24 protein-coding genes are annotated in these 25,516 nt (G+C 67.5%); 19 read left to right on the top strand and 5 right to left on the bottom strand.

The window, feature by feature from the left end; all coding sequences use genetic code 11:
• Positions 1-58 precede the first annotated feature (58 nt).
• From SA87_RS13605 to SA87_RS10795, 4 genes are all read left to right on the top strand, one after another.
• Positions 59-406, top strand: coding sequence for a hypothetical protein (locus SA87_RS13605; RefSeq protein WP_066202937.1), 348 nt, complete (start codon positions 59-61; stop codon positions 404-406).
• 4 nt (positions 407-410) lie between these two features.
• Complete coding sequence (locus SA87_RS10805; RefSeq protein WP_066202934.1) at positions 411-878, top strand: DUF327 family protein; 468 nt, start codon at positions 411-413, stop codon at positions 876-878.
• An 81-nt stretch (positions 879-959) separates the two neighbouring features.
• A complete protein-coding gene (locus tag SA87_RS10800) occupies positions 960-1,619 on the top strand; it encodes a deoxynucleoside kinase (RefSeq protein WP_066202929.1) in 660 nt (219 codons plus the stop codon).
• 19 nt (positions 1,620-1,638) lie between these two features.
• Positions 1,639-2,304, top strand: coding sequence for a deoxynucleoside kinase (locus tag SA87_RS10795; RefSeq protein WP_082910543.1), 666 nt, complete (start codon positions 1,639-1,641; stop codon positions 2,302-2,304).
• Between the two features lie 199 nt (positions 2,305-2,503).
• Here the strand turns inward: SA87_RS10795 and SA87_RS10790 are convergent, their stop codons facing one another.
• The 5 genes from SA87_RS10790 to SA87_RS10770 form a co-directional block, all read right to left on the bottom strand.
• A complete protein-coding gene (locus SA87_RS10790; RefSeq protein WP_082910542.1) occupies positions 2,504-4,363 on the bottom strand; it encodes an APC family permease in 1,860 nt (619 codons plus the stop codon).
• Between the two features lie 14 nt (positions 4,364-4,377).
• Entirely contained in the window at positions 4,378-5,181 is an 804-nt protein-coding gene (locus SA87_RS10785) for a TraX family protein (protein WP_066202926.1), read from the bottom strand.
• A gap of 104 nt (positions 5,182-5,285) precedes the next feature.
• Positions 5,286-6,458, bottom strand: coding sequence for a carbohydrate ABC transporter permease (locus tag SA87_RS10780; RefSeq protein ID WP_245637720.1), 1,173 nt, complete (start codon positions 6,456-6,458; stop codon positions 5,286-5,288).
• Positions 6,448-7,371 (bottom strand): carbohydrate ABC transporter permease, encoded by a 924-nt coding sequence (locus SA87_RS10775; protein WP_066202923.1) that lies wholly within the window; start codon positions 7,369-7,371, stop codon positions 6,448-6,450. Before SA87_RS10775 ends, SA87_RS10780 begins: the two co-directional genes overlap by 11 nt.
• Positions 7,372-7,390: 19 nt before the next feature.
• Entirely contained in the window at positions 7,391-8,782 is a 1,392-nt protein-coding gene (locus tag SA87_RS10770; protein WP_066202920.1) for an ABC transporter substrate-binding protein, read from the bottom strand.
• Positions 8,783-9,157: 375 nt separating this feature from the next.
• On the opposite strand from SA87_RS10770, the gene SA87_RS10765 reads away from it, so the two are divergent.
• The 15 genes from SA87_RS10765 to SA87_RS10695 all read left to right on the top strand — a co-directional run bounded on the left by SA87_RS10765 (position 9,158) and on the right by SA87_RS10695 (position 25,457).
• Positions 9,158-9,697 (top strand): 2-thiouracil desulfurase family protein, encoded by a 540-nt coding sequence (locus tag SA87_RS10765; RefSeq protein ID WP_066202917.1) that lies wholly within the window; start codon positions 9,158-9,160, stop codon positions 9,695-9,697.
• Between the two features lie 88 nt (positions 9,698-9,785).
• Entirely contained in the window at positions 9,786-9,989 is a 204-nt protein-coding gene (locus tag SA87_RS10760) for a ubiquitin family protein (RefSeq protein ID WP_211258053.1), read from the top strand.
• A 4-nt stretch (positions 9,990-9,993) separates the two neighbouring features.
• Positions 9,994-10,929, top strand: a complete 936-nt coding sequence (locus SA87_RS10755) for a PP-loop family protein (RefSeq protein ID WP_066202914.1) — start codon at positions 9,994-9,996, stop codon at positions 10,927-10,929.
• 75 nt (positions 10,930-11,004) lie between these two features.
• Complete coding sequence (locus SA87_RS10750; protein ID WP_066202911.1) at positions 11,005-11,946, top strand: hypothetical protein; 942 nt, start codon at positions 11,005-11,007, stop codon at positions 11,944-11,946.
• Between the two features lie 162 nt (positions 11,947-12,108).
• Positions 12,109-12,309, top strand: coding sequence for a cold-shock protein (locus tag SA87_RS10745; RefSeq protein ID WP_066202908.1), 201 nt, complete (start codon positions 12,109-12,111; stop codon positions 12,307-12,309).
• 338 nt (positions 12,310-12,647) lie between these two features.
• A complete protein-coding gene (gene hpf, locus SA87_RS10740) occupies positions 12,648-13,202 on the top strand; it encodes a ribosome hibernation-promoting factor, HPF/YfiA family (protein WP_066203032.1) in 555 nt (184 codons plus the stop codon).
• A gap of 271 nt (positions 13,203-13,473) precedes the next feature.
• Entirely contained in the window at positions 13,474-16,344 is a 2,871-nt protein-coding gene (gene secA, locus SA87_RS10735) for a preprotein translocase subunit SecA (RefSeq protein ID WP_066203029.1), read from the top strand.
• A 79-nt stretch (positions 16,345-16,423) separates the two neighbouring features.
• Positions 16,424-17,570, top strand: a protein-coding gene (prfB, locus tag SA87_RS10730; protein ID WP_156423546.1) for a peptide chain release factor 2 whose coding sequence is annotated in 2 segments (ribosomal slippage) — positions 16,424-16,495 and positions 16,497-17,570 — 1,146 coding nt in all. Because the reading frame shifts where the segments join, the coding sequence is not laid out codon by codon here.
• Positions 17,571-17,743: 173 nt separating this feature from the next.
• Entirely contained in the window at positions 17,744-18,808 is a 1,065-nt protein-coding gene (locus SA87_RS10725) for an ABC transporter substrate-binding protein (RefSeq protein ID WP_156516538.1), read from the top strand.
• Between the two features lie 104 nt (positions 18,809-18,912).
• A complete protein-coding gene (locus SA87_RS10720) occupies positions 18,913-19,353 on the top strand; it encodes a GNAT family N-acetyltransferase (protein ID WP_066441202.1) in 441 nt (146 codons plus the stop codon).
• 411 nt (positions 19,354-19,764) lie between these two features.
• A complete protein-coding gene (gene ftsE / locus SA87_RS10715) occupies positions 19,765-20,457 on the top strand; it encodes a cell division ATP-binding protein FtsE (protein ID WP_066441203.1) in 693 nt (230 codons plus the stop codon).
• Complete coding sequence (gene ftsX, locus SA87_RS10710; protein ID WP_066202904.1) at positions 20,454-21,335, top strand: permease-like cell division protein FtsX; 882 nt, start codon at positions 20,454-20,456, stop codon at positions 21,333-21,335. Before ftsE ends, ftsX begins: the two co-directional genes overlap by 4 nt.
• 76 nt (positions 21,336-21,411) lie before the next feature.
• The gene (locus SA87_RS10705; RefSeq protein WP_066441205.1) at positions 21,412-22,587 is read left to right on the top strand and encodes a murein hydrolase activator EnvC family protein; all 1,176 of its coding nucleotides are present in this window, start codon (positions 21,412-21,414) and stop codon (positions 22,585-22,587) included.
• Between the two features lie 61 nt (positions 22,588-22,648).
• A complete protein-coding gene (locus SA87_RS10700) occupies positions 22,649-24,142 on the top strand; it encodes a S41 family peptidase (RefSeq protein WP_066202903.1) in 1,494 nt (497 codons plus the stop codon).
• A gap of 76 nt (positions 24,143-24,218) precedes the next feature.
• Complete coding sequence (locus SA87_RS10695) at positions 24,219-25,457, top strand: PDZ domain-containing protein (protein WP_066202900.1); 1,239 nt, start codon at positions 24,219-24,221, stop codon at positions 25,455-25,457.
• The last annotated feature ends 59 nt before the right edge of the window (positions 25,458-25,516 follow it).

Here is a 25,516-nt window from a genome sequence, read left to right as displayed (position 1 = left end):
TCCGAGCGGTCGGTTCGGCCGGCCGCCCCGGAGGCCTTCGGCGGGAAGGAGGGGGCGAATGGAGGAACGGGATCGCCCGGGCGACCGCGCCGGCGCCCCGGACGCCTGGCGGGCGCTCACCCGGGCGGCGATCGAGGCGGCCCGGGCGGGAGACGTCGCCGCCGTCGAGCGGGCCCTCCGCGAGCGGGACCGGTGGATCGCCCGGACCGACCCGGCAGCGGTCGCCGGCTGGCCGGAGGGGGAACGGCAGGCGGCGCTGGCCGATGAGACCACCCTGCGGGCGGCGCTGGTCGAGCTTCGCGATGCCCTCGCCCGCCGGGGGGAGCGCCTCGGCCGGCAAAAACAAGCGGCCCGCTACGATCCGGCCGGCGACGCGGTCGGCGGTTTTTTCGACGATCGGGGGTGAGGCGATGCGGGCGACCTTCGAGGCGGCGCGGCCGGGCGGCGGCTGGCGGACGGCGGAGCTCGCACAGGCGCTCGGGGTCCGGTCTTTTCATCCGGCGGCCGAAACGACGTCCGAGGCGACGGCGACGGGCGCAGGCTTTCGGGCGGCGCTTCTTCTCGCCGACGGGCATCCGCTGAGCGGCCTTTGGGCGGAGCTCGAGGCGGCGGGGCGGCGCCTCGTCACCGAGCGTTCGCCGGCGGCCCTTGCCCGCTATCGGGCCGTCGTGCAAGCGTTCGTCGCCCGGGCCCTCGACGAGGTGGAACCGGCTACGGAGACGACCGTCTCCGGCGGCCGGGCGCGGCGCTTTCGCCTCGTCCGGCGGATCGACGCGGCCCTTCTTCGGCTCGCCGAGGCGCTGACCGTCGCGCCGGCGGTCGAACTCCTCGCCGCCCTCGGCGCGCTGGAGGGGCTGCTTTTGGATCTGATCGCCTGACGACGCCGGGGCGGCGTTGCGCCGGGCGCGGATCGGCGTTAAAATGGGGGGGCCGTGTCGGCGCAAGGAGGTGCAGCGCAGATGAACGGCGGCTCCCTTCCCCGGTTCGTCGCCGTCGAGGGGCCGATCGGCGTCGGCAAGACGACGCTCGCCGGCCTGATCCACCGGGAATTCGGGCACCACCTGCTCCTCGAGACGGTGGCGGAAAACCCGCTCCTCCCGCTCTTTTATCGGGATCGAGCCCGGTGGGCGTTCCACATCGAGACGTTTTTTCTCATCGACCGGATGGAACAGCTCGAGGCGATCCGGCCCGTGCTCGCGATCCGGCCGGTCGTCAGCGATTACCACATTTTAAAGAATCTTATTTTTTCTCAGGAGACGTTGACCCCGGCCCAGTACGCGAAGTACGAGACCCTCTACCGGATCTACGTCCGGGACCTGCCTCGCCCGGACGTCATCATCTATCTCGAGGCCGGGCTTTCCACGCTTCTGAAACGGATCCAAGCGCGCGGCCGGCCGTATGAACGGGACATGGACCCGGCCTACCTCGATCGCATCCGCCGGCGCTATGCGGCCTACTTTGCCGACGCGGAGAAGCGGCATCCGGAGGCCCGGATCGTGAGGCTGGATACCGAGCGGCACGACTTCGTCCACGATCCGGCGGCCTACCGGTTCGTCATGGAGACGCTGGTGGCCGTGCTCGCGCCGCCGTCCGCCCGACCGGGCCTCGGCGGCGTCTAGACGGAGAGGAGCGAAAGCGGTGCAGGTGGTGGCCGTCGCCGGGATGGTCGGGGTCGGTAAGACGACGCTCGCCCGTCGGCTGGCGGAAGCGTTTGGCTATCGCCTGCTCGGCGAGCGGGCGTCGACCAATCCGTATCTGGAGGACTATTACGCCGACTTTAAGCGCTGGAGCTTTAGCGTTCAGGTGTTCTTCCTCGCCGAACGCCTTCGCGGGCTCGCGGAAGCCCGCCGCGCCGGCGTTTCGGTCGTCCAGGACCGGACCGTCTATGAAGATGCCGAGATTTTTGCCCGTCTGCACCACGAGACGGGTCACATGGACGAGCGCGACTGGCAGACCTATCGCCTGCTGTACGAGACACTCGTCGATGATCCGACCTTTCGCCATCCGGACCTTGTCGTCTATCTCACCGGCAGTTTTGAAGCGATCTACCGCCGCATCCGGTGCCGCGGCCGCCGGGCTGAACTTTCGATGTCTCGGGCGTACTGGGAGGCGCTCTACCAGCGCTACAACGCCTGGATTCAGACGTTTCACCGCGCGCCGGTCGTCGCCGTGTCGATCGACGAATACGATCTTTTCACCGGTCGGGGCGTCGAGGCGCTTTTGACCCGGCTTGAGGCCGCCCTCCCGCCCCGGCGGTCGACCGCCCCGAAAACGGGTCCTCAACGGTTCATTCCGGGCGGATGATCCGTTCGTCCGTTCCGGCGGGTCGACCCGTTCGATCGTCCCGGAAGGGTCGGGCCGCCCGGCCGTTCCGGGGATTCGATCCGCTCGGCCGATCCGGGGAGGCCGATCCGTTCGGTCGCCCCGGTGGACCGCCGGGTTCGGCCGCCTTCGGTCGAAGGTCGGCGCGGAAGGTCGGCCTCCCGGGGGCGAGGCCCGGCCGTCAGGGCCGGTGGCGGCGTTTGGCCGGCGGGAGGTAGTCGATGTGGAATTCGACGTCCCGGAACCGCTTCGGCAGCATGAGCAGCCGGTGGACGACGAAGCCCATCGACAGCCGATCCCACCACGAAGAAAGCGGCCAGCCGAAGTGGACGACGAGCGGACGGTCCGGGAAGGCCGCCCGGATCTTGGCGAGGATGGCCTCCATTTCCTGGACGGTCCCCCAGAGGTTCGAATACGACAGGATGAAATGCCCCGGTCCCCGTCGTTTCGGCGGCCGGAGGCGCAGGGGCGACAGGGTGATGACGACCTCCCGGCCGTCCGCCGGGACGTATTCCCGCGGCCGAGCGAAGCGGACGTCGAGGCGGCCGGCGGGCCGGGCGGCGAGGGCGGAGAGAAGTTCGTCGACCGTCTGGTACCGGCGCTCGTAGCGGGCGTCGGGGTCGGCCCACCAGCGGGCGGCGGCCGCGCCGAGGGCGACCAACGAGGCCGCCGCGGCGGCCCAAAGGGCGGTGCCGTGCGGTTTGGAGGAGGCGACGTAGACGAAGGCGGCGAAAAACGCGACGATGAGGAAGAGATTTTTCGCCAGGCTCGTCCGGTAGCGCCGCATGCGGGCGTATCCTTCGGTGATGCGGAAGGTGACCAGGCCGAGGAGGTTCAGGACGAAGCTGGCCAATAGTCCGATGGCAAACATGTCGGCGATCAGGTTCGCCGAACCGGCGGTGATGAGGATGAGGACGGTGAAGGCGCCGGCGAGAAAGAGGATGATCCGGTGGTGGACGCCGAAGCGGTTGGTCCGGAGAAGGGCGGCGAGGCCGTAGCGCTCGGCGATGACGGTGATGAGCTCGGTGCCGCCGACGAAGGCGGTGTTCATGGCAAAGGCGAGGGCGAGGGCGGCGGCGAGGATCATGGCGACGGCCATCGGCGCGCCGCCGACTTCGAGGGCGTAGGTGGCGACGAGGCCTTCGACGTGGGCGCCGGGGTCCGGCACGTGGGCGAGGGCGAGGATGCCGACGGCCGGGATGAGGAGGCCGTTGAGGACGACGAGGAAGCGGTAGGCCTGGCGGATCGTCTGCCAGTTTTCGACGACTTTTTGCGTCTGTAGCACCGTCTCGATGCCGGAGTAGGCGAGAATCGTGGAACCGACGCCGACGACGAGGGCTCCCAGCGCCGGAACGAGGCCCCGTTCGCCGAAGGTGGCCGCCGGACGGAGAAGGCCGGCTTGGATGCGGCCTGTGGCGGCGCCGTCCAAGGCGCCGGCGCCGAGCATCACCGCGGCGACGAGGGTGACGCCGAGGAAGAGGAAGACGGCAAAGGTCGTCCAGACGTTCGTCCGGATGCCGGCGAGGTTGAGGGCGGTCAGAAGCCAGACGATGGCGAGGGCGAGGGGAAGCTTGATCGGTGCGAGGAGGCCGAAGACGGCGGCGGCGTTTTCGACGGCGCTCACCGCCGAAAGGGCCGCCATGTTGACGTAGTCGACGAGGATCGAGGCGACGGCGACCATCGACAGCGTCCGGCCGAAGACGAGGTAGGTGAGGGTGTAGACCCCTCCGCCCTTTTGGCCGAGGCCTTCCAGCACCTCGGCGATCTCCGTCATGCTGAAGGCATAGAGGGCGATGAGGACGGCGGTCAAGACGAGGTAGAACATCGCGTCGTAACCGACGTAGCGAAACGCTTCGCCCGGCCCGTAAAACACCGAGGCGAGAAGGTCCATCATCGCGACGGCGGAGATGCCGACGAAGCCGACGTACGTCCGGCCGCCCCGGGCGTAGGTGATGCCGCCGCGGGCGGCGAGGGCGAGCATCAGGGCGGCAAAGAGGGCCGCGCCGCCTAGGGCGAGCGGCCAGAGTCCGCTTGCCTGCAAGGGGAACGCTCCTTTCACCGGCCGAGGGCGAGGCGAAGGATGTAAAGAACGACGAAATGGGCGGGGTAGTAGGCGTACGGCACCCACCACGGGCCGCGGGGAAGGCCGAGGGGAAGCCGCGCAAGGAGCCAGAGAAGCGGGACGGTGAGCCAGGCGCCGAAGGTGAGGGCGAGCTCGGCCGGGGTGCGGCCGGGCTGGACGTTGAGGGCGAGCCAGACGGCGAAGAGGGCGGCCCCGTTCGCCAGCCGTTCAAGCGGCGGCGCCCCGGGTTTGGCTTCCGCAAGGCGCGCCGAAAGGACGACGGCAAGCACCCCCGCCACCCCGTAGTCGACAAAGGGGGCCAGGAGGAAGACGGCCCCCAGCTCGATCCAGGCCCGGCGCCGAAGCGCGTCCCACGCCAGCGCCCCCAGCAGCAGGGTGAAGAGGATGTTCCAGTAAAGAAGGACCGGACGGCCGGCATACGTCGGCCAGAAGAAGACGACAAACCCGAGCTGAGCGACGAGGGCAAAGGGGATAAGCCGCCGGACGTAGCGGCGGACGGGAAACCCCCGGGCGAGGGAGGCCCCCATGAAGAGGGCGAAGATCGGGTAGACGACCCGGCCCGGGAGCCGGAGCCAGAGATCGCCCGGCGCCGTCCACGCCGCCCAGTGGTCGAACGCCATCAGAAGCAGGGCGATCCACCGGACGAGTTCCCGGCGGGGACCGGTGGGAAAAAGAAACGCCCCCCACCCGCCGCCCGCAGCGGCCGTTCGGCCGCGCTCATGACCGGGGGGTGCGGGACGGGAAGGCGATGCGTTCGGGCCCGAAAGATCCGCCACGTTGACCGCCCCTTTCCTCTTCCGTATTGTACCACGTTCCCGGAAGGCGGCCAACGCCGGGGAAACGGCGGCCCGCGCGGGGGGCGAAAAGGGGCCTGGCCCTCCTATCCTTTGAGGCCGGCGTCCGCCCCGATCGCCCGCCGGGCCCTTCCCCAGGCGGCGAAGAGGAAGAAGAGGGCGATGAGGGGCCCGACGACGATGAGCGTGCCGGCCGCGGAAAGCTGCCAGTTGGCGCCGGCCTCGGCCGCCTGCGTGAATTTCGCCAGGCCCACGGTCACGGGTCGGACCGCGTCGTCGTCCGTCACGATGAGCGGCCAGAAAAACTCGTTCCAGTGATAGCTCACGGAAAAGAACAGGAAGGCGAGAAGGCTCGGCAGCGCCAGAGGAACGTAGACGTGCCGGAGCACCTGGACGAGCGAGGCGCCGTCGATGCGGGCGGCATCTTCATACGCCTGCGGGACGCTTCGAAACGCCTGCCGGAGCAAAAAGACCGCCATCCCGGAGCCGAAGTAAGGGAGCATGATCGCCCACAGGGTGTTCAAAAGGCCGAGGGCTTTCATCGTCAGATAGTTCGGCAGGACGAGGGCGTTCATCGGCAGCATCATCTGGAGCAAAAAGAGGAAAAAGAGGGCGTCGCGGCCGAAGAACCGAAGCCGCGCAAAGGCGTAAGCGGCCGGGACGGCGAGGAGCACCTGAACGAGCGCGACGACGACGACGATGACGAAGGTGTTCAGGTAGTACCGGCCGAACGGAGCGTACGACCACGCGGCGGCGAGGGCCTCGACGGTGAGGCGGGAAGGCAGAAGGCTCCGGCCGACGCTTTCGTCGAGGGGCCGGAAGGCCGTGACGGCGGTCCAGAGAAGGGGAAGCGCCCAGACGATCGCCAAAACGACGGCGATCCCCGTCGCGGCGGCCGCTCCGAGGGCGTCCGGGCGAAACCGGAACCGTCCGGCGCGGTCGGCCCTGAGCGCGAAAGCGGCCCGCGGCCGCCCGGACGAAACCGAACCGGGCGCGGCCGCCTCGTCTTCCTCCGCTTTCGACTCCGCTCCGATGGATCGTCGTGCTCCCGCCGCATCGGTCCTCCCGGCGTCTGCCCGATTCTCCCCGGCCGCCCCGGTCCTTTCGCCGGCCGCCCGATTCCCCTCGGCCGCCGTTTTTCTCCCGCCTGATGGATGGGGCGTTCCCCCTTCCGGAGCCTCGGCCCCGCCGCCCGCCGGAGCCGCTTTGCCTTCCGCCGGCGGGGCTTCGGGGACGACCCAACTGCGTTCAAGCGACACCGTCATCCCTCCCGAAAAGCCGCTCCAGGCCGTAGACCTGGACGCCCGCGATGAGGCCGGCCAGGACGAGGAATACGGCGGCCGTGGCGGCCGCCCGCGGCCAGTCGCCGTAGAAAAAGGCGGTCAGGTACATCTGATAGAGAAGCAGATTGGTGGCGTTGTTCGGGCCGCCCTGCGTCATGACGAAAATCGGGTCGATCGTGCTCAGGGCGTGCAGGAGGCTGACCGTTCCGACGAAGATGATCGTCGGCCAAAGAAGCGGCAGACGGATCATGAGCGTGAGACGCCCTTCCCCGGCGCCGTCGAGGCGGGCCGCCTCTTCGACGTCTCTGGGGATCGTCGAGAGGCCGGCGAGGAACACGAGAAGGTTGAACCCCATCTCGCGCCAGATCTCCACGACCGCCAGGGCCCAGAGGGCCGTCTCCGGCTTTCGGAGCAGGGCCGGATCGGTCAAGCCGAGGCGGTCGGCGAGGACCGCGAGGAGGCCGTACTGAGGCGTGAACACGAACAGCCAGATCGCCGCCGCGCTCACCACCGGAAGCGCCAGCGGGAGCACCCAGACCCCTTCGAGCGCTCGCCGAAATCGCCTCGGCCGGCCGTGGATCCAGAGGGCGAGGAAAAACGCGATCGCCATCGCCGGAAGGGAGGAGTAGGCGAGAAAACGAAGCGTCGCCCCGAGGGAGAGCCGGAAGACGGGATCCCTCCAAAGATCCCCGAATGCGCGGCCGATGCCGCCTTCCGCGGTTCCCGCCAAAAGAAGCGTCTTCAGCACCGGATAGGTGCTGAAGACGGCGACGAAGAAAAGGGCGGGGGCGATGAGGGCGTACGGCAAAAGGCGCCGCCGGAAAGCCGCGCCGGCGGACGCGGCCGGGAGGGCGGCGCGCCGGAAGAGAGGCCGGGAAAGATCCGCCATCGCGTTCCCTCCCGCCGAGTCAGCGAGCGACTTTTTGCAGGATGCGGTCGGCGTCCTGCTGGGCCCGGGCAAAGGCGTCGTCGACGGTCGCCGCGCCGGTGAGGACCGCCTGGATCGCGTCCGCGACGATCTTTTGCACCTGCGGCCGCTGATAGGGGGCAAATTCGGGATGGGCGTATTCCAGCTGCCTCAGCGCGACTTCCGCTTGCGGCCGCTCGGCGACGTATTGTTTCCAGCGGTCGGTTTCCGTCGCCGCTTTCCGGACCGGCGCGTATCCGGTGTCGATGGACCAGCGGGCGGCGATTTCGGGGGAGACCATCCACTGGACGAAGGTCCAGGCCGCCTCCTTATGCGCCTCCGGAATGCCCTTCAGGATGTAGAAGTTGCCGCCGCCCGTCGGGACGCCGTACTGCTTGTCTTTCGGCAAGAAGGCGACGCCGACGTCGAAGTTGGCCTGTTTGAGGATGGCGCTCAGGCTTCCGGTGGAGTGATACAGGAAGACCGTCTTTCCGGCGGTGAAGTCGGTTGAGGCGGCGGACCAGTCGATCACGCCTTCCGGCATCACGCCCTCCCGATGGCTCAGGTCGACGAGCCACTGCATTGCCCGCTTTGCCGCCGGCGTGTCGACGAAGACCTTCGTCGGGTCGCCGTCATAGAGGCCCTGTCCCGCTTCGAGCGCCAGGGCTTCAAAAAGCCAGGTGCTCACGCCGGAGATGGGGATCTCGACCCCCCAGCGGGCGACCTTTCCGTTTTCCCGGCGCATCGTCTTCTTCGCCGCGTCGACGAGCTCATCCCACGTCTCCGGCGGCTTTTCCGGGTCGAGGCCCGCCTCTTTCAGAGCCGTCTTGTTGTAATACATGACCGGCGTGCTCCGCTGAAAGGGAATGCCCCACGTCTTGCCTTCCATCTGGGAGTTCAGCATGAAGGCGGGGAAAAAGTCCTGCGGGTCGAAGCGAAGGGCGGGGTCGGTTTTGGCAAAGAGGTCGTCGAAAGGCTGGATCGCGTCGATTTCCCGCAGGTAGGCGAGGTCCTGGGAGAGGGAAATGACCACGTCCGGCGGGTTGCCGCCTTTTAAGGCGGTGACGATTTTGGCCGTGTTGTCGGCGTAGTTGCCGGTGAAGACCGGTTTGACGCGGATGCCGGGATGCGTCCGGTTGAACTCGTCGACGAGGCCGTTCATGATTTCCGTGAGGGGACCGGTGACGCCGACGGGGTAGAAAAACGTAAGCTCGACCGGCCGGGAAGAAGCCGTTTCGGCCGGGGGAGCGCCGGCGCTTTGGGACGTCGGCGCTGCGTTCGTCGGGGCGCTGTCTCCGGTCGGCCGTCCGCCCTGACCGCAGCCGGCGGCGGCGAAGGAAAGGACGGCGACGAGAAGCAGCGCAAAAAGCCGCGGGCGGAAGATGGGGGGCATGACGGTGCCTCCTTTTGCCGCATGAAAGTCCGGACCGGCCAGAGGGGGCGGAGCGCGCCGCAAATGGAGATTAAGTGCTTAACCCGCGGCGCCCCGGTCTACCCTTCGGTCCCTCCCCCAGGATAGTCGAATACTGTCAAGAGGCGATGAAGACATTGTAAAGATGACGTAAAGGTTCGGTAAAAATGGCGCGAACCGTCGCTTCGTGCGCCGACCCGAAGCGCGGGCCGGACGCGCCGGAGGAAGCCGGCCGACCCGGCGATGGGGTCCGATTCACCGAACAAGGAAGCAAGGCATGATGGAAGGTATAATGAAAACAGGCCCTTTGCCGGAATCGCGGTTTGCGGATTCATGATCCGGAAAGGAGGCGAGGGGATGGCGGCATCCCGCGGCGGATCGGGGCGGCGGGCCATCCTCGTGAGCGCCTGCCTCCTCGGGCACCCGGTGACGTATACCGGCGACGACAACTTCGTCGACGACCCGAGGCTCCGGCGTTGGCTGGCCGAAGGTCGCGTCATCGCCGTCTGCCCCGAAGTCGCCGGCGGGCTTTCGACGCCGCGGCCGCCGGCCGAAATTCGCGGCGATCGGGTGGTGACGGTCGACGGTCGCGACGTGACCGAAGCGTTTCAAAAAGGGGCCGAAGCGGCCCTCGCCCTGGCGCGGCATTTTGACGTCGCCCTGGCCCTCCTCAAACAGTCGAGCCCGTCGTGCGGCAGCCGGCGGATCTACGACGGCACCTTCAGCGGCCGCAAGATCCCCGGCGAAGGGGTGACGGCCCGGAGGCTCCGGGAAGCCGGGTTCCTCGTCTTCGGGGAAGACGAGCTCGACCGGGCGGAGGCGGCCCTCCGGGCGGCGGAAGGGCCGTCGGCGAACGGACCTTCCGATGCCGAGCCGGAAGCGCCGAGGGGGGGTTAGACTTCGGCGCCCGACACTGCTAAAATAAAAAAGAAGCACGCCCAATCGCTCGGCGCCCGACGGGGCGCCGCCTTTGTGTTCTGGGGGGATGGTCGTGCGCGTCATCATGCGCATTCCGGAAAAAAAAGAGTTCACCTTTTCCGGTCCGAAAAAGGTGCGGGAGATCCTTCGGGAGCTCAAGATGAATCCCGAGGCGACGCTCGTCATCAAAGGGAATACGCTCCTTACGCTCGACGACGTCGTGGAGGACGGGGAGGAGATCGAAGTCCGTTCTGCCATCTCCGGGGGGTGAAGGCATGCGACTTTGCAAGGTGTGCAAGGCAAAGGCGGTGATTGAGCTTCCCCAGCACAACACCGCCTTCTGTCGGGAACATTTTCTCGCGTACTTCGAAAACCAGGTTCGGCGGGCGATTCAAGACTTTCGGATGTTTACGACGGAAGACCGGATCCTCGTCGCCGTCTCCGGCGGAAAAGACAGCCTCGTCCTCTGGGAGGTGCTCCTTAGGCTCGGCTACCGGGCCGACGGCCTTTACATCGACCTCGGCATCGGCGACTACTCCGCCGCCTCGCGGGAAAAGGCGGAGGCCTTCGCCGCCGCCCGGGGGGCGACGCTCCGGATCGTCTCTCTCAAGGAGCAGTACGACGTCACGGTGCCGGAGCTGGCCCGCTCGCTTCGGCGGCCGGCCTGTTCCGGATGCGGCCTCGCCAAACGGTATCTTTTTAACCTCGAAGCGGAGAAGGGCGAGTACGACGTCCTGGCGACGGGGCACAACCTCGACGACGAGGCGGCGACGCTGTTCGGGAATGTCCTGCACTGGAACCTCGAGGCGCTCCGGCGCCAGTCGCCGGTTCTCGAGGCGGAAAACGGCTTTCGCCGCAAGGTCAAGCCGCTCATCCGCCTGACGGAGCGGGAGACGGCCGCCTACGCCATCCTCACCGGCATCGACTACATCGTCGAAGAATGTCCGCACGCCGTCGGCGCCCGGAGCCACCTCTACAAGGAGCTCTTAAACCAGCTGGAACTTCATTCTCCCGGCGCCAAACGGCAGTTTCTGCTCGGCTTCTACGAGCGGGGGCGGGCGGCGATCGAAGGGGCGACGGAACGGCCGGAGGTGCGACCTTGTAAGGTTTGCGGCCAGCCGACGGTGGCGGAGGTTTGCTCGTTCTGCCGCATGATGCAGCGGGTCGGCGTGGACGAAGTGCGGCTCATGACCGCCGCCGGCGTCGAGTAAGCCTGCGGTTTCGGCGGTCGATGCCGCGGCTCGGGCGTCCCGGCGCCGGCGACCGCCGCAGGGAGGATCGGGGCCATGGGGCGTTCGTTTTTTTGCCGGCTCGCCCGGGGGTTCGCCCGGGCCGCCGGGGGTCTTTTCGTGCTCGGGCTGGGGGCGGGTTGCGGTCCACCGGAGGCGGCGCCGGAAGGACCCGGCTGGACCGCCTCCGGCGCCGGTCGCCTCATCGAGGTCGTCCGCCTGGCCTACGGGACGGCTCCGGACGAAGTCGGCTTCAACGCCTTTCGCGACGAGTGGATCGACCAGGGGCCGATGAGCTTCGACGTCTTCGACGATCAGCTGTTTCTCCTTGACACCGCCAACCGGCGCATCCTCATCCGGCCCCTTTCGGAGGCGGCCGCCGGCCGCTATCCCGAGACGCTGGCGGTGCCGGAGGCCTGCTGGCTCCAGGACCTCGACGTTGGGCCGGCCGGCGAACTCGGCGCCACGGGGCTTCCCGCCGATCGGCCGGTCCTTCAGGTCTTCGACCTCTGTCACGAGGCGACGCGGACCTTGGACCTTGAGGCGGGCCGCTGGTCGGAACCGGAGCCGATGGCCGAGGCGGACGCGTTCATGCGGTTCGGGCGCCCCGGGGCGGCCTGGTCGGCGGAACGGATGGCGGACGGGGCGATCCGCATCACCGTTCGACCGCCGGCGGGAACTCCGTACGCCCTCACCGTGGAAGGGCGGCCGCTTCTCGAACAGGCGATCCTCGTGAGGGCCGTCCCGGACGGAGGGATCGTCGAGGCGGTGCTTCGGCGATCGACCGAGACAGAACTCCGGAAGGCCCGCTCGGTCGGCTTTTTCGGCACGGACGGAAGCCTCCGGGCGTCTTTTCGCCTGCCCGTCGAGCGGACGATCGTCACGCCGGGGCGGGACGTCCGTTTTGCCGAGGGGGCGCTTTTCTGGATGGCGCCGGAAAAAGACGGCGTCCGCCTTTACCGCCTGTACCTCGGCGAAGGGGCCAGCCGCCTCTTTTGAGCGGCCGACTCTTCTGAGGGAACGGCCGCCCGGCGAACGGGCGCCCTTGCGTCCGGGCGCGCGATGTGGTATAGTGACCCCATAAGCTTGGCGCCTGCGAAAGGCCGCGGGTTCGCACGGCCGCGAGCTTATGCCATTTTTTCAAGGAAGGGAAGACGGTTCGTGTATCAAGGACGGGTCAAGTGGTTCAACGCCACGAAGGGGTACGGCTTCATCGAGCGGGACGGCGGAGAGGACGTCTTCGTCCACTACACCGCCATCGTCGGTGAAGGCTACAAGACGCTCGAGGAAGGCCAGCGGGTCTCCTTCGACATCGTGCAAGGCGCTCGCGGTCCGCAGGCGGCCAACGTCGTCAAGCTCTAAGCCGCGGCCATCGTTCGATCCCGACGGCAATCGCCGTCCGGGAGATTTCTCCGGCGCCCATCGGCGCCCGGCGGCGGATGCCTCACCGGAAGGCGGATGCCTCCCTGTCCGATCGGGCAGACGCCGAAAGGGCGAATGAACGTCGACAAAGGCCAATCGGTGCGCCCTCCGAAGCGCGGTACGGAGGGCGCTTTCTGTTGGCCGGCGCCTCGCCCGGCGCCTTTGCGCGGCCGATCCGCCGGATGATTTTTTGTCGTTTGACGCCGCCGGGCGGATCGCGTTATACTCAAAGCATCAGCGAAGGCGCCCGAAAGCGCTTTCGGAAAGGGGTCTTGGCGATGCGGTTTTTGATCCGCGGCGAAAACGTCGAGGTGACGGAGGCCTTACGGGCCTACGCGGAAAAGCGGCTCGGCGGCATGCTGGAAAAATACTTCGCCGAGGACGCCTCGCTCACCGTCCACGTGACGATGAAGGTCTACCGGGACGGGCACCGGGTGGAGGTGACGATCCCGACGCCCGGCCTCATCCTCCGGGCCGAGGACAAGACCGGAGACATGTATGCGGCGGTGGACAACGTCGCCGAAAAGATCGCCCGCCAGATCCGCAAGTACAAGACGCGCCTTCACCGGAAGCCGCGGGAGTCGGACGGCCTCAAGGGACTCTTTCGAGAGACGGCCGAGCCTTCGGACGTCGCGCCGGCCGAGGAGGCGCCCCGCATCGTTCGGGTGAAGCGCTTTGCCTTAAAGCCGATGGCCGCAGAAGAGGCGGCGCTGCAGATGGAGCTTCTCGGCCATACCTTTTACGTTTTCCAGAACGCCGAAACCGACCGCATCGGCATCGTCTACAAGCGCCGGGACGGAAGCTACGGTCTCATCGAGCCGGAGTGGGCGTAAGGGCCTCATCGAGCCGGATCGGGCGTAAGGCGTTCGTGCCGGACAGGAGGAGCGGCCCAGGCCGGCCGGTCGGCCGGAAAGCCGGAAAAGGCAAAAGAGCGGTCGTAGCGCCTGGCGGCGCTTTTCGCGCCCATGACGGGGGCGCCGCGGACAGGGAAGCGGGACAACCGGACGGACCAGGGGAAACGAAGGCGGGGGCCTTCGTTTCTTGTTTTTTCACCGTTTGCTTTGCTACAATCAAACCAGCTTTTCCGGAAGGGGTCTTCGGCCGATGATCGGGCTCATCCGTCGCCTCCTCCCGTCGCGGGACGAGCGGGAGGTGAGGCGGTATATGCAAAAAGTTGAACGGATCAACGCGCTGGAGCCGGAGATGGAGCGGCTTTCCGACGCCGAGCTTCGGGCGAAGACGGACGAATTCCGCCGGCGGCTCGAAGACGGCCAGACGCTTGACGATCTCCTCATCGAGGCGTTTGCCGTCGTCCGGGAGGCGTCGAAGCGGACCCTCGGCCTCCGGCACTTCGACGTCCAGCTCGTCGGTGGCATGGTGCTTCACGACGGCCGCATTGCGGAGATGAAAACCGGCGAAGGGAAGACGCTTGTCGCGACGCTGCCGGCGTACCTGAACGCGCTCCTCGGAAAGGGCGTCCACGTCGTCACGGTCAACGACTACCTCGCCGCCCGAGATCGGCGGGACATGGGCCGGATCTACGAATTTTTGGGCCTCACCGTCGGCCTGAACGTCCCGGGGATGAGCCACGCCGAAAAGCAGGCGGCGTACCGGGCGGACATCACCTACGGGACGAACAACGAGTTCGGCTTCGACTATCTCCGGGACAACATGGCCCTGACGAAGGAACAGATCGTCCAGCGGCCGCTTTACTACGCCATCATCGACGAGGTCGACTCGATCCTCATCGACGAGGCGCGGACGCCGCTCATCATCTCCGGGATGGCCAAAAAAGACAGCGGCCTCTACTACGCCGTCGACCGTTTCGTCCGGGGGCTTCAGGCCGACGAAGACTACACCGTCGACCGGAAGGCCCACTCCGTCGCCCTGACCGAGCGGGGCGTCGCCAAGGCGGAGCGATACTTCGGCATCGCCAATCTGTATGACCCGGCGCACATGGATCTCAACCACCACATCCTGCAGGCGCTCAAGGCTCACGTCCTCATGCGCCGGGACGTCGACTACGTCGTCGAAGACGGCCAGGTGATCATCGTCGACGAGTTTACCGGCCGGCTCATGTACGGCCGGCGGTACTCCGACGGCCTGCACCAGGCGATCGAGGCCAAGGAAGGCCTGCGGGTGCAGGAAGAGACGATGACGCTCGCGACGATCACGCTGCAAAACTACTTCCGCCTGTACCGGAAGCTCGCCGGGATGACCGGCACGGCCAAGACGGAAGAAGAAGAGTTCAAGTCGATCTACGGCATGGACGTCGTCGTCATCCCGACCCACAAGCCGATGATCCGGGTCGATGCCCCCGACGTCGTCTTCAAGACGGCGGAGGCGAAGTTTTACGCCGTCGTCGAGGAAATCGTCCGGCGGCACCTGACCGGCCAGCCGGTCCTCGTCGGCACGGTCTCCATCGAGGTGTCGGAGCACCTGTCCGAGATGCTCCGGGACGTCCGCCGGTATCTCCCGCGGGTGGAGAAGCGGGGTCGGGCGCTCCTGGAGCTTCTCGCCGACGACGGGCGGCCGGAGTGGGCCGAGCTGAAAAAGCGCCTCGCCCGGCCGGCGGCCGTCCGGCCGGAGGACCTGGAGCCGTACGAGGCGCGCCTCGGCGAGCTCAAAGGAGCGGCCCGGGAAGCGTTCGAAGCGTTCCGGACGGCGGTCGTCACCGCCGAGGCCATCCGCCGCGGCATCCCGCACGAGGTGCTGAACGCCAAGCACCACGCCCGCGAGGCGGAGATCGTCGCCCGCGCCGGCGAGCGGGGGGCGGTGACGATCGCGACGAACATGGCCGGCCGCGGCACCGACATCAAGCTCGGTCCCGGCGTCGCCGAACTCGGCGGGCTTGCGATCATCGGCACCGAGCGGCACGAGGCCCGGCGAATCGACAACCAGCTCCGGGGCCGCTCCGGCCGCCAGGGGGACCCCGGCCACTCGCAGTTTTTCCTCTCCCTCGAAGACGAGCTCATGCAGAAGATCGGCGGCGAGCAGGTCAAGCAGCTCATGGAGCGCTTCCGCTTTCCCGACGACGAGCCGATCGAAAGCCCCCTCGTCACCCGGGCGATCGAGTCGGCCCAGAAGCGGATGGAGGCCCTCAACTTCGACCGGCGCCGGATCGTCCTTCAGTACGACAACGTGCTGAACGAGCAGCGGGAGATCATCTACAAGCAGCGACGGGAGGTCCTCTTTTCCGACGACGTCAAGCCGATCGTCCTCGGCATGATCGAAAGCCACATTCGCCGTCTTGTCGAGGCCCATCTTACCGACGATCTCGTCCCGGAAGAGTGGGATCTCCCGGCCCTGGTGGCGGCCTTAAACGCCTCCGTCTTCGAGGAAGGGGACGTCGAGCCGGAAGCGCTCCGGGGCCTCGATCGAGAAACGATCTTAGGCCGCCTCGTCGAGCGGGCCCGAGTCCGTTATGAGGAGCGGGAGGCGGCGATCACGCCGGAGGTCATGCGGGAGTTCGAAAAGGTCGTCCTCCTCCGGGTCGTCGACGCCAAGTGGATGGACCACATCGACGCGATGGACCAGCTCCGGCAGGGCATCCACCTCCGGGCCTACGCGCAGACGGACCCGCTTCGGGAGTACCAGTTTGAGGGCTTCGAGATGTTCAAGCAGATGATCGCGAGCATCGAAGAAGAGGTTACGACGTATATGATGAAGGCCCAGGTCGGCGCCGGTTCCGTCGTCCGGGTGGCGGTGGCGGAGGCCCAGGCCGCCGGTGCCGAAGGCGTTCGCCCGCGAAGCGGGGGGGCGGACGCCGTCCGCCAGTCCCCCGGGTCGGTCGAGGCCGTGAAGCCTCCGGTCGGGACTCTGGACGTCCCGTCGCCCCGGTCTCCGGTCGGCTTAGGCGGCGGCGACGAGAAGAAAAAACAGCCGATCGTCAAGGGGCCGAAGATCGGCCGGAACGACCCCTGCCCTTGCGGAAGCGGGAAGAAGTACAAGCACTGCCACGGAAAAAACGTCTGAGCGCCCCGGCGTCCCGGGGTGAGACCGAACTCCGGACGTCGAACCAAGCGTCTCTATCCCGACCTCCGAGGTGATGAGGATGGATCTGTACGAACTGCGCCAGGATGCGCGGCGGCTGTTTGAGCGGCTTTGGGCCTTAAGGGGGTCTCTTTGACCCCGACGGGAAGCGGGCGCGCCTGGAGACCCTGGAGGCCCAGATGGGCGCGCCGGATTTCTGGTCGGACCCCGAGCGGGCACAGCAGATCTCGGCGGAGGCGCATGCCCTTCGGGAAACGATCGAGGCGTATGAAGATCTCGTCCGGAAAAAGGACGACATCGAGGCGCTCCTCGAGCTGATCAAAGAAGAAGAAGATCCGGAGCTCGTCCGGGAGCTCGAGGCGACCGTCAAGGCCCTCGCCGGAGCGCTCGAGGCGTACGAGCTCGAGCTCATGCTCTCCGGCCCCTACGACGGGAAAAACGCGATCCTCGAGATTCATCCCGGCGCCGGCGGCACCGAGTCCCAGGACTGGGCGTCGATGCTCTTCCGCATGTACCAGCGGTGGGCGGAAGACCGGGGGTTTAAGGTCGAGGTGCTCGACCTGCTTCCGGGCGAGGAGGCCGGGATCAAAAGCGTTTCGCTTCTCGTCAAAGGGAAAAATGCCTACGGCTACCTCAAAGGCGAAAAAGGCGTCCACCGCCTCGTGCGCATCTCGCCGTTCGACGCCTCCGGTCGGCGGCATACGTCGTTTGCTTCGGTGAGCGTGCTGCCGGAGATCGACGAAGACGTCCACGTCGAAATCCGGGACGAAGACCTCCGGATCGACACGTACCGCTCGAGCGGCGCCGGCGGTCAGCACGTCAACATGACCGACTCCGCCGTCCGCATCACGCACCTGCCGACGGGCATCGTCGTCACCTGCCAGTCGGAGCGCTCCCAGATCCAAAACCGCGAACGGGCGATGAAGATCCTTCGGGCGCGGCTTCTGGAGCGGGCGCTCGAAGAACGGGAAAAAGAGCTCAAGGCCCTCGCCGGTGAGCAGAAAGAAATCGCCTGGGGCAACCAGATCCGCTCGTACGTCTTTCACCCGTACAGCCTGGTCAAAGACCACCGCACCGGCGTGGAGGTCGGCAACGTCCAGGCGGTGATGGACGGCGAGCTCGATCCGTTCATCGATGCCTACCTCCGGTGGCAGGCTGCCGGCGGACGGCCGGCGGCGCCGGCGGAAGCGGCGAATCAGGTGGAGTAAAAGTTACACTGGTGTGTCACGCCGTTCTGTGCTATAAGATAAACACATGGATTCATTCACACGCGGGGGCCGCGCGCGAAGGCGCGGCTCCGGCGTGGTATCCCGTCGGGGAACGGCCTGGCCTTCTTTCGGAGAACAGCCGAGGCGAGGGGAGCGAAGGGGAGTTGAGTCGAGTGCGGTGGATGATGTGGGTGAAGCGCGCTGCCGCGGGGGCGGCGCTTTTTGTCCTTCTGGGGCTCGTCGCCTGCGGCCGCCCGACCGGCGGGGCCGGCGAGGCGGGGTCGGGGGCTTCGGCGCCGGCCGAAGCGCCGGCGGCCCCTGGGCCGGCGGCGGGCGAGAAGCCGTCCGGCGCGAAGGCGATCGGGATCACGCAGATCGTCGAGCATCCGTCGCTTGACGCCATTCGGGAAGGCATCCTCGAGGGGCTGGCGGAGGCGGGGTACGTCGAGGGGAAGACGCTTCAGGTTGACTATGAAAACGCTCAAGGCGACCGATCGATCGCGACGGCGATTGCGGAAAAATTTGCCGCTTCTCCGCTCGATCTGGTCATCGCCATCACCACGACGTCGGCTCAGGCGGTCAAAGAGGCGGTCACCGACAAACCGATCGTCTTTGCCGCCGTCACCGACCCCGTCGCCGCCGGCCTGGTGGAAGCCCTCGACCGGCCGGGGGAACGGATCACCGGCTCCAGCGACCAGACGCCCGTCGATCTCGAGCTCGACCTCATCCGGAAAGTGCTTCCGGACGCCCGGACGATCGGCATCGTCTATCACTCCGGCGAAGTGAACGCCGAAGCGCAGCTCCGGGCGACGGAAGCGGCGGCCCGCGATCGGGGGCTTGCGATCGAAAAGCGGGGCGTGACCGCCGCCGCAGAGGTGCCGCAGGCGGTGGCGTCGATCGCCCGCCGGGTCGACGCCTTTCTCATCCTGAACGACAACCTCGTCGTCTCGGCCGCCGACGCCTACCTCGATGCCGCCGGCGAGGCCCGGAAGCCGGTGTTCGCCTCCGATCCGGACACCGTCGCCAAGGGCGCCGTCGCCACCTACGGCATCGACCAGCGGGCCCTCGGCCGGCGGACGGGCGAGATCGCGGCGCGGATCCTCGACGGCACGCCGCCGTCGGCGATCCCGGTCCTCGTCGTCCGGGACACCGAGCTCGTCGTCAACCGCCGGGCCCTCGAGCGGCTCGGCATCGTCCTTCCGGCGGCGTTGGAGGCCGAGGTCAAGGTCGCGTACTGACGTCGCAGACGGTGCGGCCCGGGGCGCAGGGAAGCGTCACAACCGATTGGCGAAAAGCCGCCGGCAGGGCGCCTGCCGGCGGCTTTTTTAAAGGGGGGCTACCGGTGCGCGAAGCGGGAGAGATTCGCATCGAAGAGCTCGTCGGCGAAGCGGCGGAGCAGGCGGCCTATCGCCTCATGCATCAGCTCAGGCACCACCTGAACGAAGCGGATTACCGGGCGCATCTCAAAGCGATGCGGGCCTTCGGTTACCGGCTGTTCGGCCTGTTCGTGGAGGACGACCTCGTCTCCCTGGCGGGCGGGTACATCCTCCACAGCTTTTATAACGGCCGGTACTTCTACCTGCTCGACCTCGTCACCGACGTCTCTCGCCGGTCCCAGGGGTACGGCGAGAAGCTTCTGGCGTACGTCGAGCGGTGGGCCGAAGAACAAGGGTGCGAAAAGTTGGAAATCACAAGCGGCCTGGCGCGGGAGGAGGCCCATCGCTTCTACGAAGAGAAGATGGGCTACTTGAAGGCGAGCTACATCTTTCGGCGGGCGTTTTGATTTCGGCGGGCGTCTTGGCGCCGAACCGCCGGACCAGGCCAAGGCCGTTCAACCTGCCCCTTGCCTGGCCCCCCTGCGCCCGGCGAACGCCGGATCGACCGAGGCCGGGCGGACGGCCTGTCATCGGCAGCGGCGCGGATGCCGTTGCTCCCGAGACGTGACGGGCGCCGTGTCTTCCGCGGTGCGGCGCTCACCGGTTCACCGGCGGGCGGGGTGGGCGCCGGTCTGCGGACGCCGCATCGTCCGCGGACGGTCGGGACATCGGGCGATTTTTGCCCGGTGTTTTTTTGTCGATCCGGTCGAACCGCCTCGTCTTTTCATGCTATAATAGACCCGGCTACATACGAGAATTCGACCGTTTTTTCCCGGGAAATAACGCGTCGAATTCGCTCGTCAAAGGAGTGCCTGCCGTTGATCGAAATGGACAGCGTGACGAAGGCCTACCGGAACGGCGTCGTCGCCTTGCGGGACGTCACCCTCTCGATCAAGGCCGGCGAGTTCGTCTACCTGACCGGGCCGTCGGGCGCCGGCAAGTCGACGTGGCTCAAGCTCGTCTATCGGGAAGAGCGGCCGACCAAGGGGACGATCAAGGTGGGCGGCTTCGATCTGACGAAGCTCAAAGCGCGGCAGGTCCCTGAACTCCGGCGGTCGGTCGGCGTCGTCTTTCAGGACTACCGCCTGATCGACCGGCTGACGGTGGCAGAAAACATCGCCTTTGCCCTGGAAGTGCTCGAGCTGCCGGAGCGGGAGATCCGACGCCGGGTGGCCGAGCTCCTCGATCTCGTCGGGTTAGAGGCCCATGCCCGCCGGTTTCCCCGGGAACTTTCCGGCGGGGAGCAGCAGCGGGTGGCGATCGCCCGGGCGCTGGCGCCGAAGCCGAAGCTCCTCATCGCCGACGAACCGACGGGCAACCTCGATGAGGAGACGGCAGCGTCGATCGTCCGGCTGCTCATGGAAATCAACGCCTTCGGCACGACGGTCGTCATGGCGACCCATGACCGGGCGCTCATCGAACGGTTTCCGCGCCGGACGATTCGGTTGGAAGGGGGCCGCGTCGCCTACGACCGACCGGCGCGGCAGGTGCGGGAGGCGGTCGGACGGTGAAGCTCAGGACGATGCGCCGGCACGTCCGGGACGCGTTCCGGGCCGTCTGGCGCAACCGGTGGATGAGCCTCGCGGCGGTGAGCACCGTCGCGGTGGCGCTCTTTCTCGTCGGCGTTTTTGCCGCCATCGCGCTGAACGTCCAGCATCTCACGGAGCAAATGGAACGACAGGTCGAAATCCGCCTCTTTCTCAAGGACGGCACCGGGCCGGAGGCGGTCGCGGCGCTGGAGGCGGCGATCCGGGCGATGCCGGAAGTGGCGGACGTCCGCTTCATCCCGAAGGACGAAGGTCTGCGGCAACTGAAGGCAGATTATAAAGATATGGCCGATTTGTTTGATGGTTTGGAAGAGGACAACCCTCTGCCGGATGCCTTTGTCGTCAAGACGAAGTCTCCGGAGGAGACGGCAACCGTCGCGGAGCGGCTGGCGGCGCGCCCGGAAGTGGAGACGATCCGTTACGGCAAGGAGTGGATCGACGTCTTCTTCCAGACGACGGCTTTCCTTCGTCGGGCGATGCTCGTCATCGTCGCGGGCCTCGTCGGCGTGGCGACGTTTCTCATCGCCAACACGATCCGGCTGACGATCGTCCACCGGCGGGACGAGATCGAGGTGATGCGCCTCGTCGGGGCGACGCGGATGTACATCCGCTGGCCCTTTTTCATCGAAGGGGCCTTCATCGGCCTCGCCGGCGCGCTTCTTCCCCTCGGCGCGCTCGCCTACGGCTACGACGCGCTGCTTACGCGAATTCGCCTGCCTTTCGTGACGCTTCTTCCTTTTTCCGCCGTCGCCGAGCCGCTCGCGGCGCTCATCGTCGGCCTCGGCTTCGGCATCGGCGTCGTCGGCACGCTGGCCTCGATCCGGAAGTTCCTCCGCGTCTGAGGATGCGGACGGGTGCCGCCGACGCGGCGAAGCGAACGCGAAACGGGGAAGCGAAAGAGGAGAAAGGGAGAGGATCGTGCCACGCGCCACCGGATGGCTCATCGTCGCCTTGGTCGCCTTCATCGCCGTCTTCGCGCCGGGCTCAGGCCGGGCGCTCGGCCTCAGCGAAGCGGAGATCCGAAAGGCTCTCGAACAAAACAAACAGAAGCAGGCCGAACTCAAAAACCAGTCCAAACGGGTCACGGAGGCGCTTCAGGCCAACCGGGCGGAGCAAAAGCGCCTCGGCCAGGAGATCCGCTACCTCGACCTCAAGATGAATGAGGCGGAGACCCGACTGCGCAAGCTACACGGCGAAATCGCCCGGACGGAAGCCGACGTGGCGAAGACCGAAGCGGCCCTTCGGGACGCCGAGGCGCGGATCGCGGCGCGGCAGGCGATCCTGAAGAAACGGGTGCGGGCGCTTTACGAGCGGGGGCCCGTCTCGTACTGGGAAGTCCTCTTCGGCGCCCGGTCGATGGGGGACTTTTTGAGCCGCCTGGTGCTCATGGGCAAGGTCGTCGCCCACGACGAAGCGCTGCTGGAAGCCAACCGACGGGATCGGGCCTTGATCGCCGAGAAGAAGGCGGAGCTCGACCGGCTGCTCGCCGCCCTCCGGCAAAAGTACGCCCAGGTTCAGGCGGAAAAGGCCCGCCTGGCGAGCCTGCAGAAGGAGCGGACGGTCCAGATCGCCCAGCTCCAGGCCCAGGCGGTCGACTACGAAAAGGAACTCGAAAAGTACGACCAGCAGCTTTCGGCCCTCGTCAAGGAGTACAACCGCCTGAACCAGGCCCTGACGAAGGTCTACTGGAGCGGCGGTCAGCTCGCCTGGCCGGTGCCGGGTTACTTCGCCATCTCGTCGCCGTTCGGCTACCGGATCCACCCGATCACGAAGCAGCGAAGCTTCCATTCCGGAATCGACATTCCGGCGCCGGAGGGGACGCCGATCGCCGCCGCCGAGGCGGGGAAGGTCATCCTGGCGGAGTATTACGGCGGCTACGGGAACACGATCATCATCGACCACGGCGGCGGCATGTCGACCCTCTACGGCCACATCCGCCCCGGCGGCATCAAGGTGAGCGTCGGTCAGGTCGTAAGCCGCGGTCAGACGATCGCCGAGGTCGGGACGACGGGCCTTTCGACGGGACCGCACCTCCATTTTTCCGTGCTTAAAAACGGGGATTACGTCAATCCGAAGAATTACTTGGGTCGTTAAGGTATAATACAGCTATCCGGACGGCGAACAGACGCCTCGGGCGTCTGTTTTATGCTTATTGATGGGGGCGGTCAGATTGCATCATCGCGGGCGGCTCCGTCTGATCGGCGCGCTCCTCGTCGGCGCCCTTTTCGGCAGCGGGGCGACCGTGTTCGTCCTCGGCGGCTGGGGGGCCGGGTCGCAACTCCCTTTTGGGGCTCTGGCCGGCGACGTGCCGACGCCGCCGGTGAAGGCGCCGGCCGAGTTTCGCCGGCTGGTCGACGCCTATGCGATTTTGCGCGACGGATATGTCGACAAACAGGCGGCGACGCCGGATCGGCTCATCGACGGCGCCATCCGGGGCATGGTGTCGTCGCTCGACGATCCGTACACGACGTACCTCGACCCGGAGGAACTCAAGCAGTTTGAAGAGTCGCTGTCGAGTTCGTTTGAGGGGATCGGTACGGAAGTGACGATGATCGGCGGTAAGCTCACCGTCGTCTCCCCGATCAAGGGGTCGCCGGCGGAGAAGGCCGGGATCCGTCCGAACGACCAGATTTTGAGCGTCAACGGCGAGTCCCTCGAAGGGCTTTCGCTTCAGGAGGCGGTGAAGAAGATCCGCGGCCCCAAAGGGACGAAGGTCGTGCTCGAAATCGTCCGGAGCGGGATGAGCGAACCGATCACGATCACCGTCGTCCGGGACACGATCCCCCTCGAGAGCGTCCACAGCAAGCTGTACGACGTCCAGGGCGTGAAGCTCGGCTGGATCGAGATCACCTCGTTTGCCGAAAACACCGCCCAGCGCTTTTTCGAAGAGATGAAGCGGCTGGATCGGGAGGGCGCCCGGGGCTTCGTCATCGATGTGCGCGGCAACCCCGGCGGCTACCTCGAGGCGGTCACCGGCATCCTGGAGGAGCTCGTTCCTCGGGAAGGGATCCTGTACCAGGTGGAAGATCGGAACGGCGAGCGGCAGGTCTACCGGTCCAAGCTTAAGGGCGACGGGCGGCCTCTTGTCGTCCTGATCGACGAAGGAAGCGCCAGCGCCTCGGAGATCCTCGCAGCGGCCTTAAAAGGCGCCGGCTATCCGGTCGTCGGGACGCCGTCCTTCGGCAAGGGAACGGTGCAGGTGACGCGGGATCTTACCGGCGGCGGATCGATCAAACTCACCGTCGCCAAGTGGCTGGCGCCGGACGGGACGTGGATCCACAAAAAAGGCGTCCAGCCGACGGTCGCGGTGAAGCAGCCGGATTATTTTCACCTCCCTCCGCTCACCGTCGAGGCGCCTCTCAGGCGGGATATGAACGATCAGGCGGTGGCGGTGCTGCAAAAAATGTTAAACGCCCTCGGGCTCCCGGTCGACCGGACGGACGGGTATTTCGACGCGTCGACGGAGGCGCAGGTGCGGGCGTTTCAGCAGCAGGAGGGCCTGCCGGTGACGGGCGTCGTCGACGGGGCGACCGGCGCCCGGCTGTCGGAACGGCTGTACCAGAAGATCAAAGACCCGGCAAACGACGTGCAGCTCAAAAAGGCGCTCCAGGTGCTCGCTCAGGAGGTCCGGACCCGGGCGGCCCGGTGAAGCGGCCGGATGAAACCGCCAAGGCGGACGGTCGGCCGGCGCGGCTTATCGGGCGGAAAGAAGGAGGATCGGCAGCATGGGCGGCTGGCTCTGGTTGGCCGCGGTGGCGGTGTGGGCGGCGGGCTGGACGGCGCTCGCGTTTCGCTGGCAAAAAGGGCTGGAGCGCCGAACGTTCGGCCTTCGCCTGGAGGCGCCGCTCGTCCGCATGGGGGCGTCGCTCCGCTTCTGGCTGACCGCGAGCGCCGGCGCGGCGGGGGCGGCGGTTCTCCTGCCGCCGCTTCCGCCGCCGGAAGCCCTCCTCGGCGTGACGGCCCTTTCCCTCGGCGCCTCCGTTTTCCTTCTCCCGCTGGCCCGACCGGCGCCGGCGGCCGCCGTTCTGGCCGCCGCCGGGAGCCTGATCGCCTTCGCCGGTCCGCGCTTCGCCGACCCGTCGGCGCCGCCCGAAGCCGTTTGGGTTTTCAACCTTCTGCCGAAAGCCGGATCGGTCCGGGAGGCGCTGTCGTCGGTCCGGGCGGCCGCGGCGGCCCTGGCGGCGACGGCTCCCGCCGCGTGGCTGGCCCTGGGCGCCGCGGCGCTGGCGGCCGAAGGGGTGGCTTTGGGGACCGCGCCCGCAGGGCTTTATGCGCCCTACGCCACCCGGACGGCTCGGGGCGGCGTGGAGACCGGCCGGCAGCTCGTCCTCGCCTGGGGGGCGCCGCTCTGGGGGGGCAGCGGACCGCTTCCGGTCGCCGGCGTAAGCGTCTTACGCAGCCCCGGCGCGGTTCCGGGGCAAGCGCGCCGGCAGGCGGCGCGGCGTCGGCTGGGCGGCGCCGCGCTCCTCGGCCTCCTCGCCTGGGCCGCGTGGGCCGCCCCGGCGACGCCGGCGGATGGTCTGGCGGCTGCGGTCCTCCTCGCCTTCGTCGACCGGTGGTCCGGTCGGCCGATGCTTCGGATGAAGGCGGTGCGGCCGGATGACGCGGGCGGTCTCGTCGTTCTCGCCACCGTTCCGGGTTCGCCGGCCCGGCGCCTCGGCATCCGACCGGGGTGGCGGGTGCTCGAGGTCAACCGGCGGCCGGTCCGGACGGCGGACGACGTCTATTTCGCCTTAAGGGCGCAGCCGTACGCCCGTTTCGTCCTGCTCGACGAGCGCGGCGAGCGGCTCTTTCGGGAGTCGCCCCGCTATGCCGGGGCGCCCCATCTGTTCGGTCTGATCTTCGCTCCGCCGGCGGCGCCCGCCATTCCCGTGCCGAAAACCGTATTCGGCCTCCTTCGGCTGCCCGTCGCGCGGCCGGGCCGGCCGACCGAGCAGGCGCCGGCCGAGGAGGCGACGATCTGAACGTAAGAGGGCGGGAAGAGATGGCGGCCCGGACGGTCTGCCGGGAGGGCTCGAGGAAA

This window comes from Hydrogenibacillus schlegelii (assembly GCF_001653195.1).
Classification (GTDB): Bacteria; Bacillota; Bacilli; order Thermicanales; family DSM-22653; genus Hydrogenibacillus; species Hydrogenibacillus schlegelii.
Note: the sequence above shows the minus strand (reverse complement) of the source record. Positions and strands in the feature narration are given on the sequence as shown.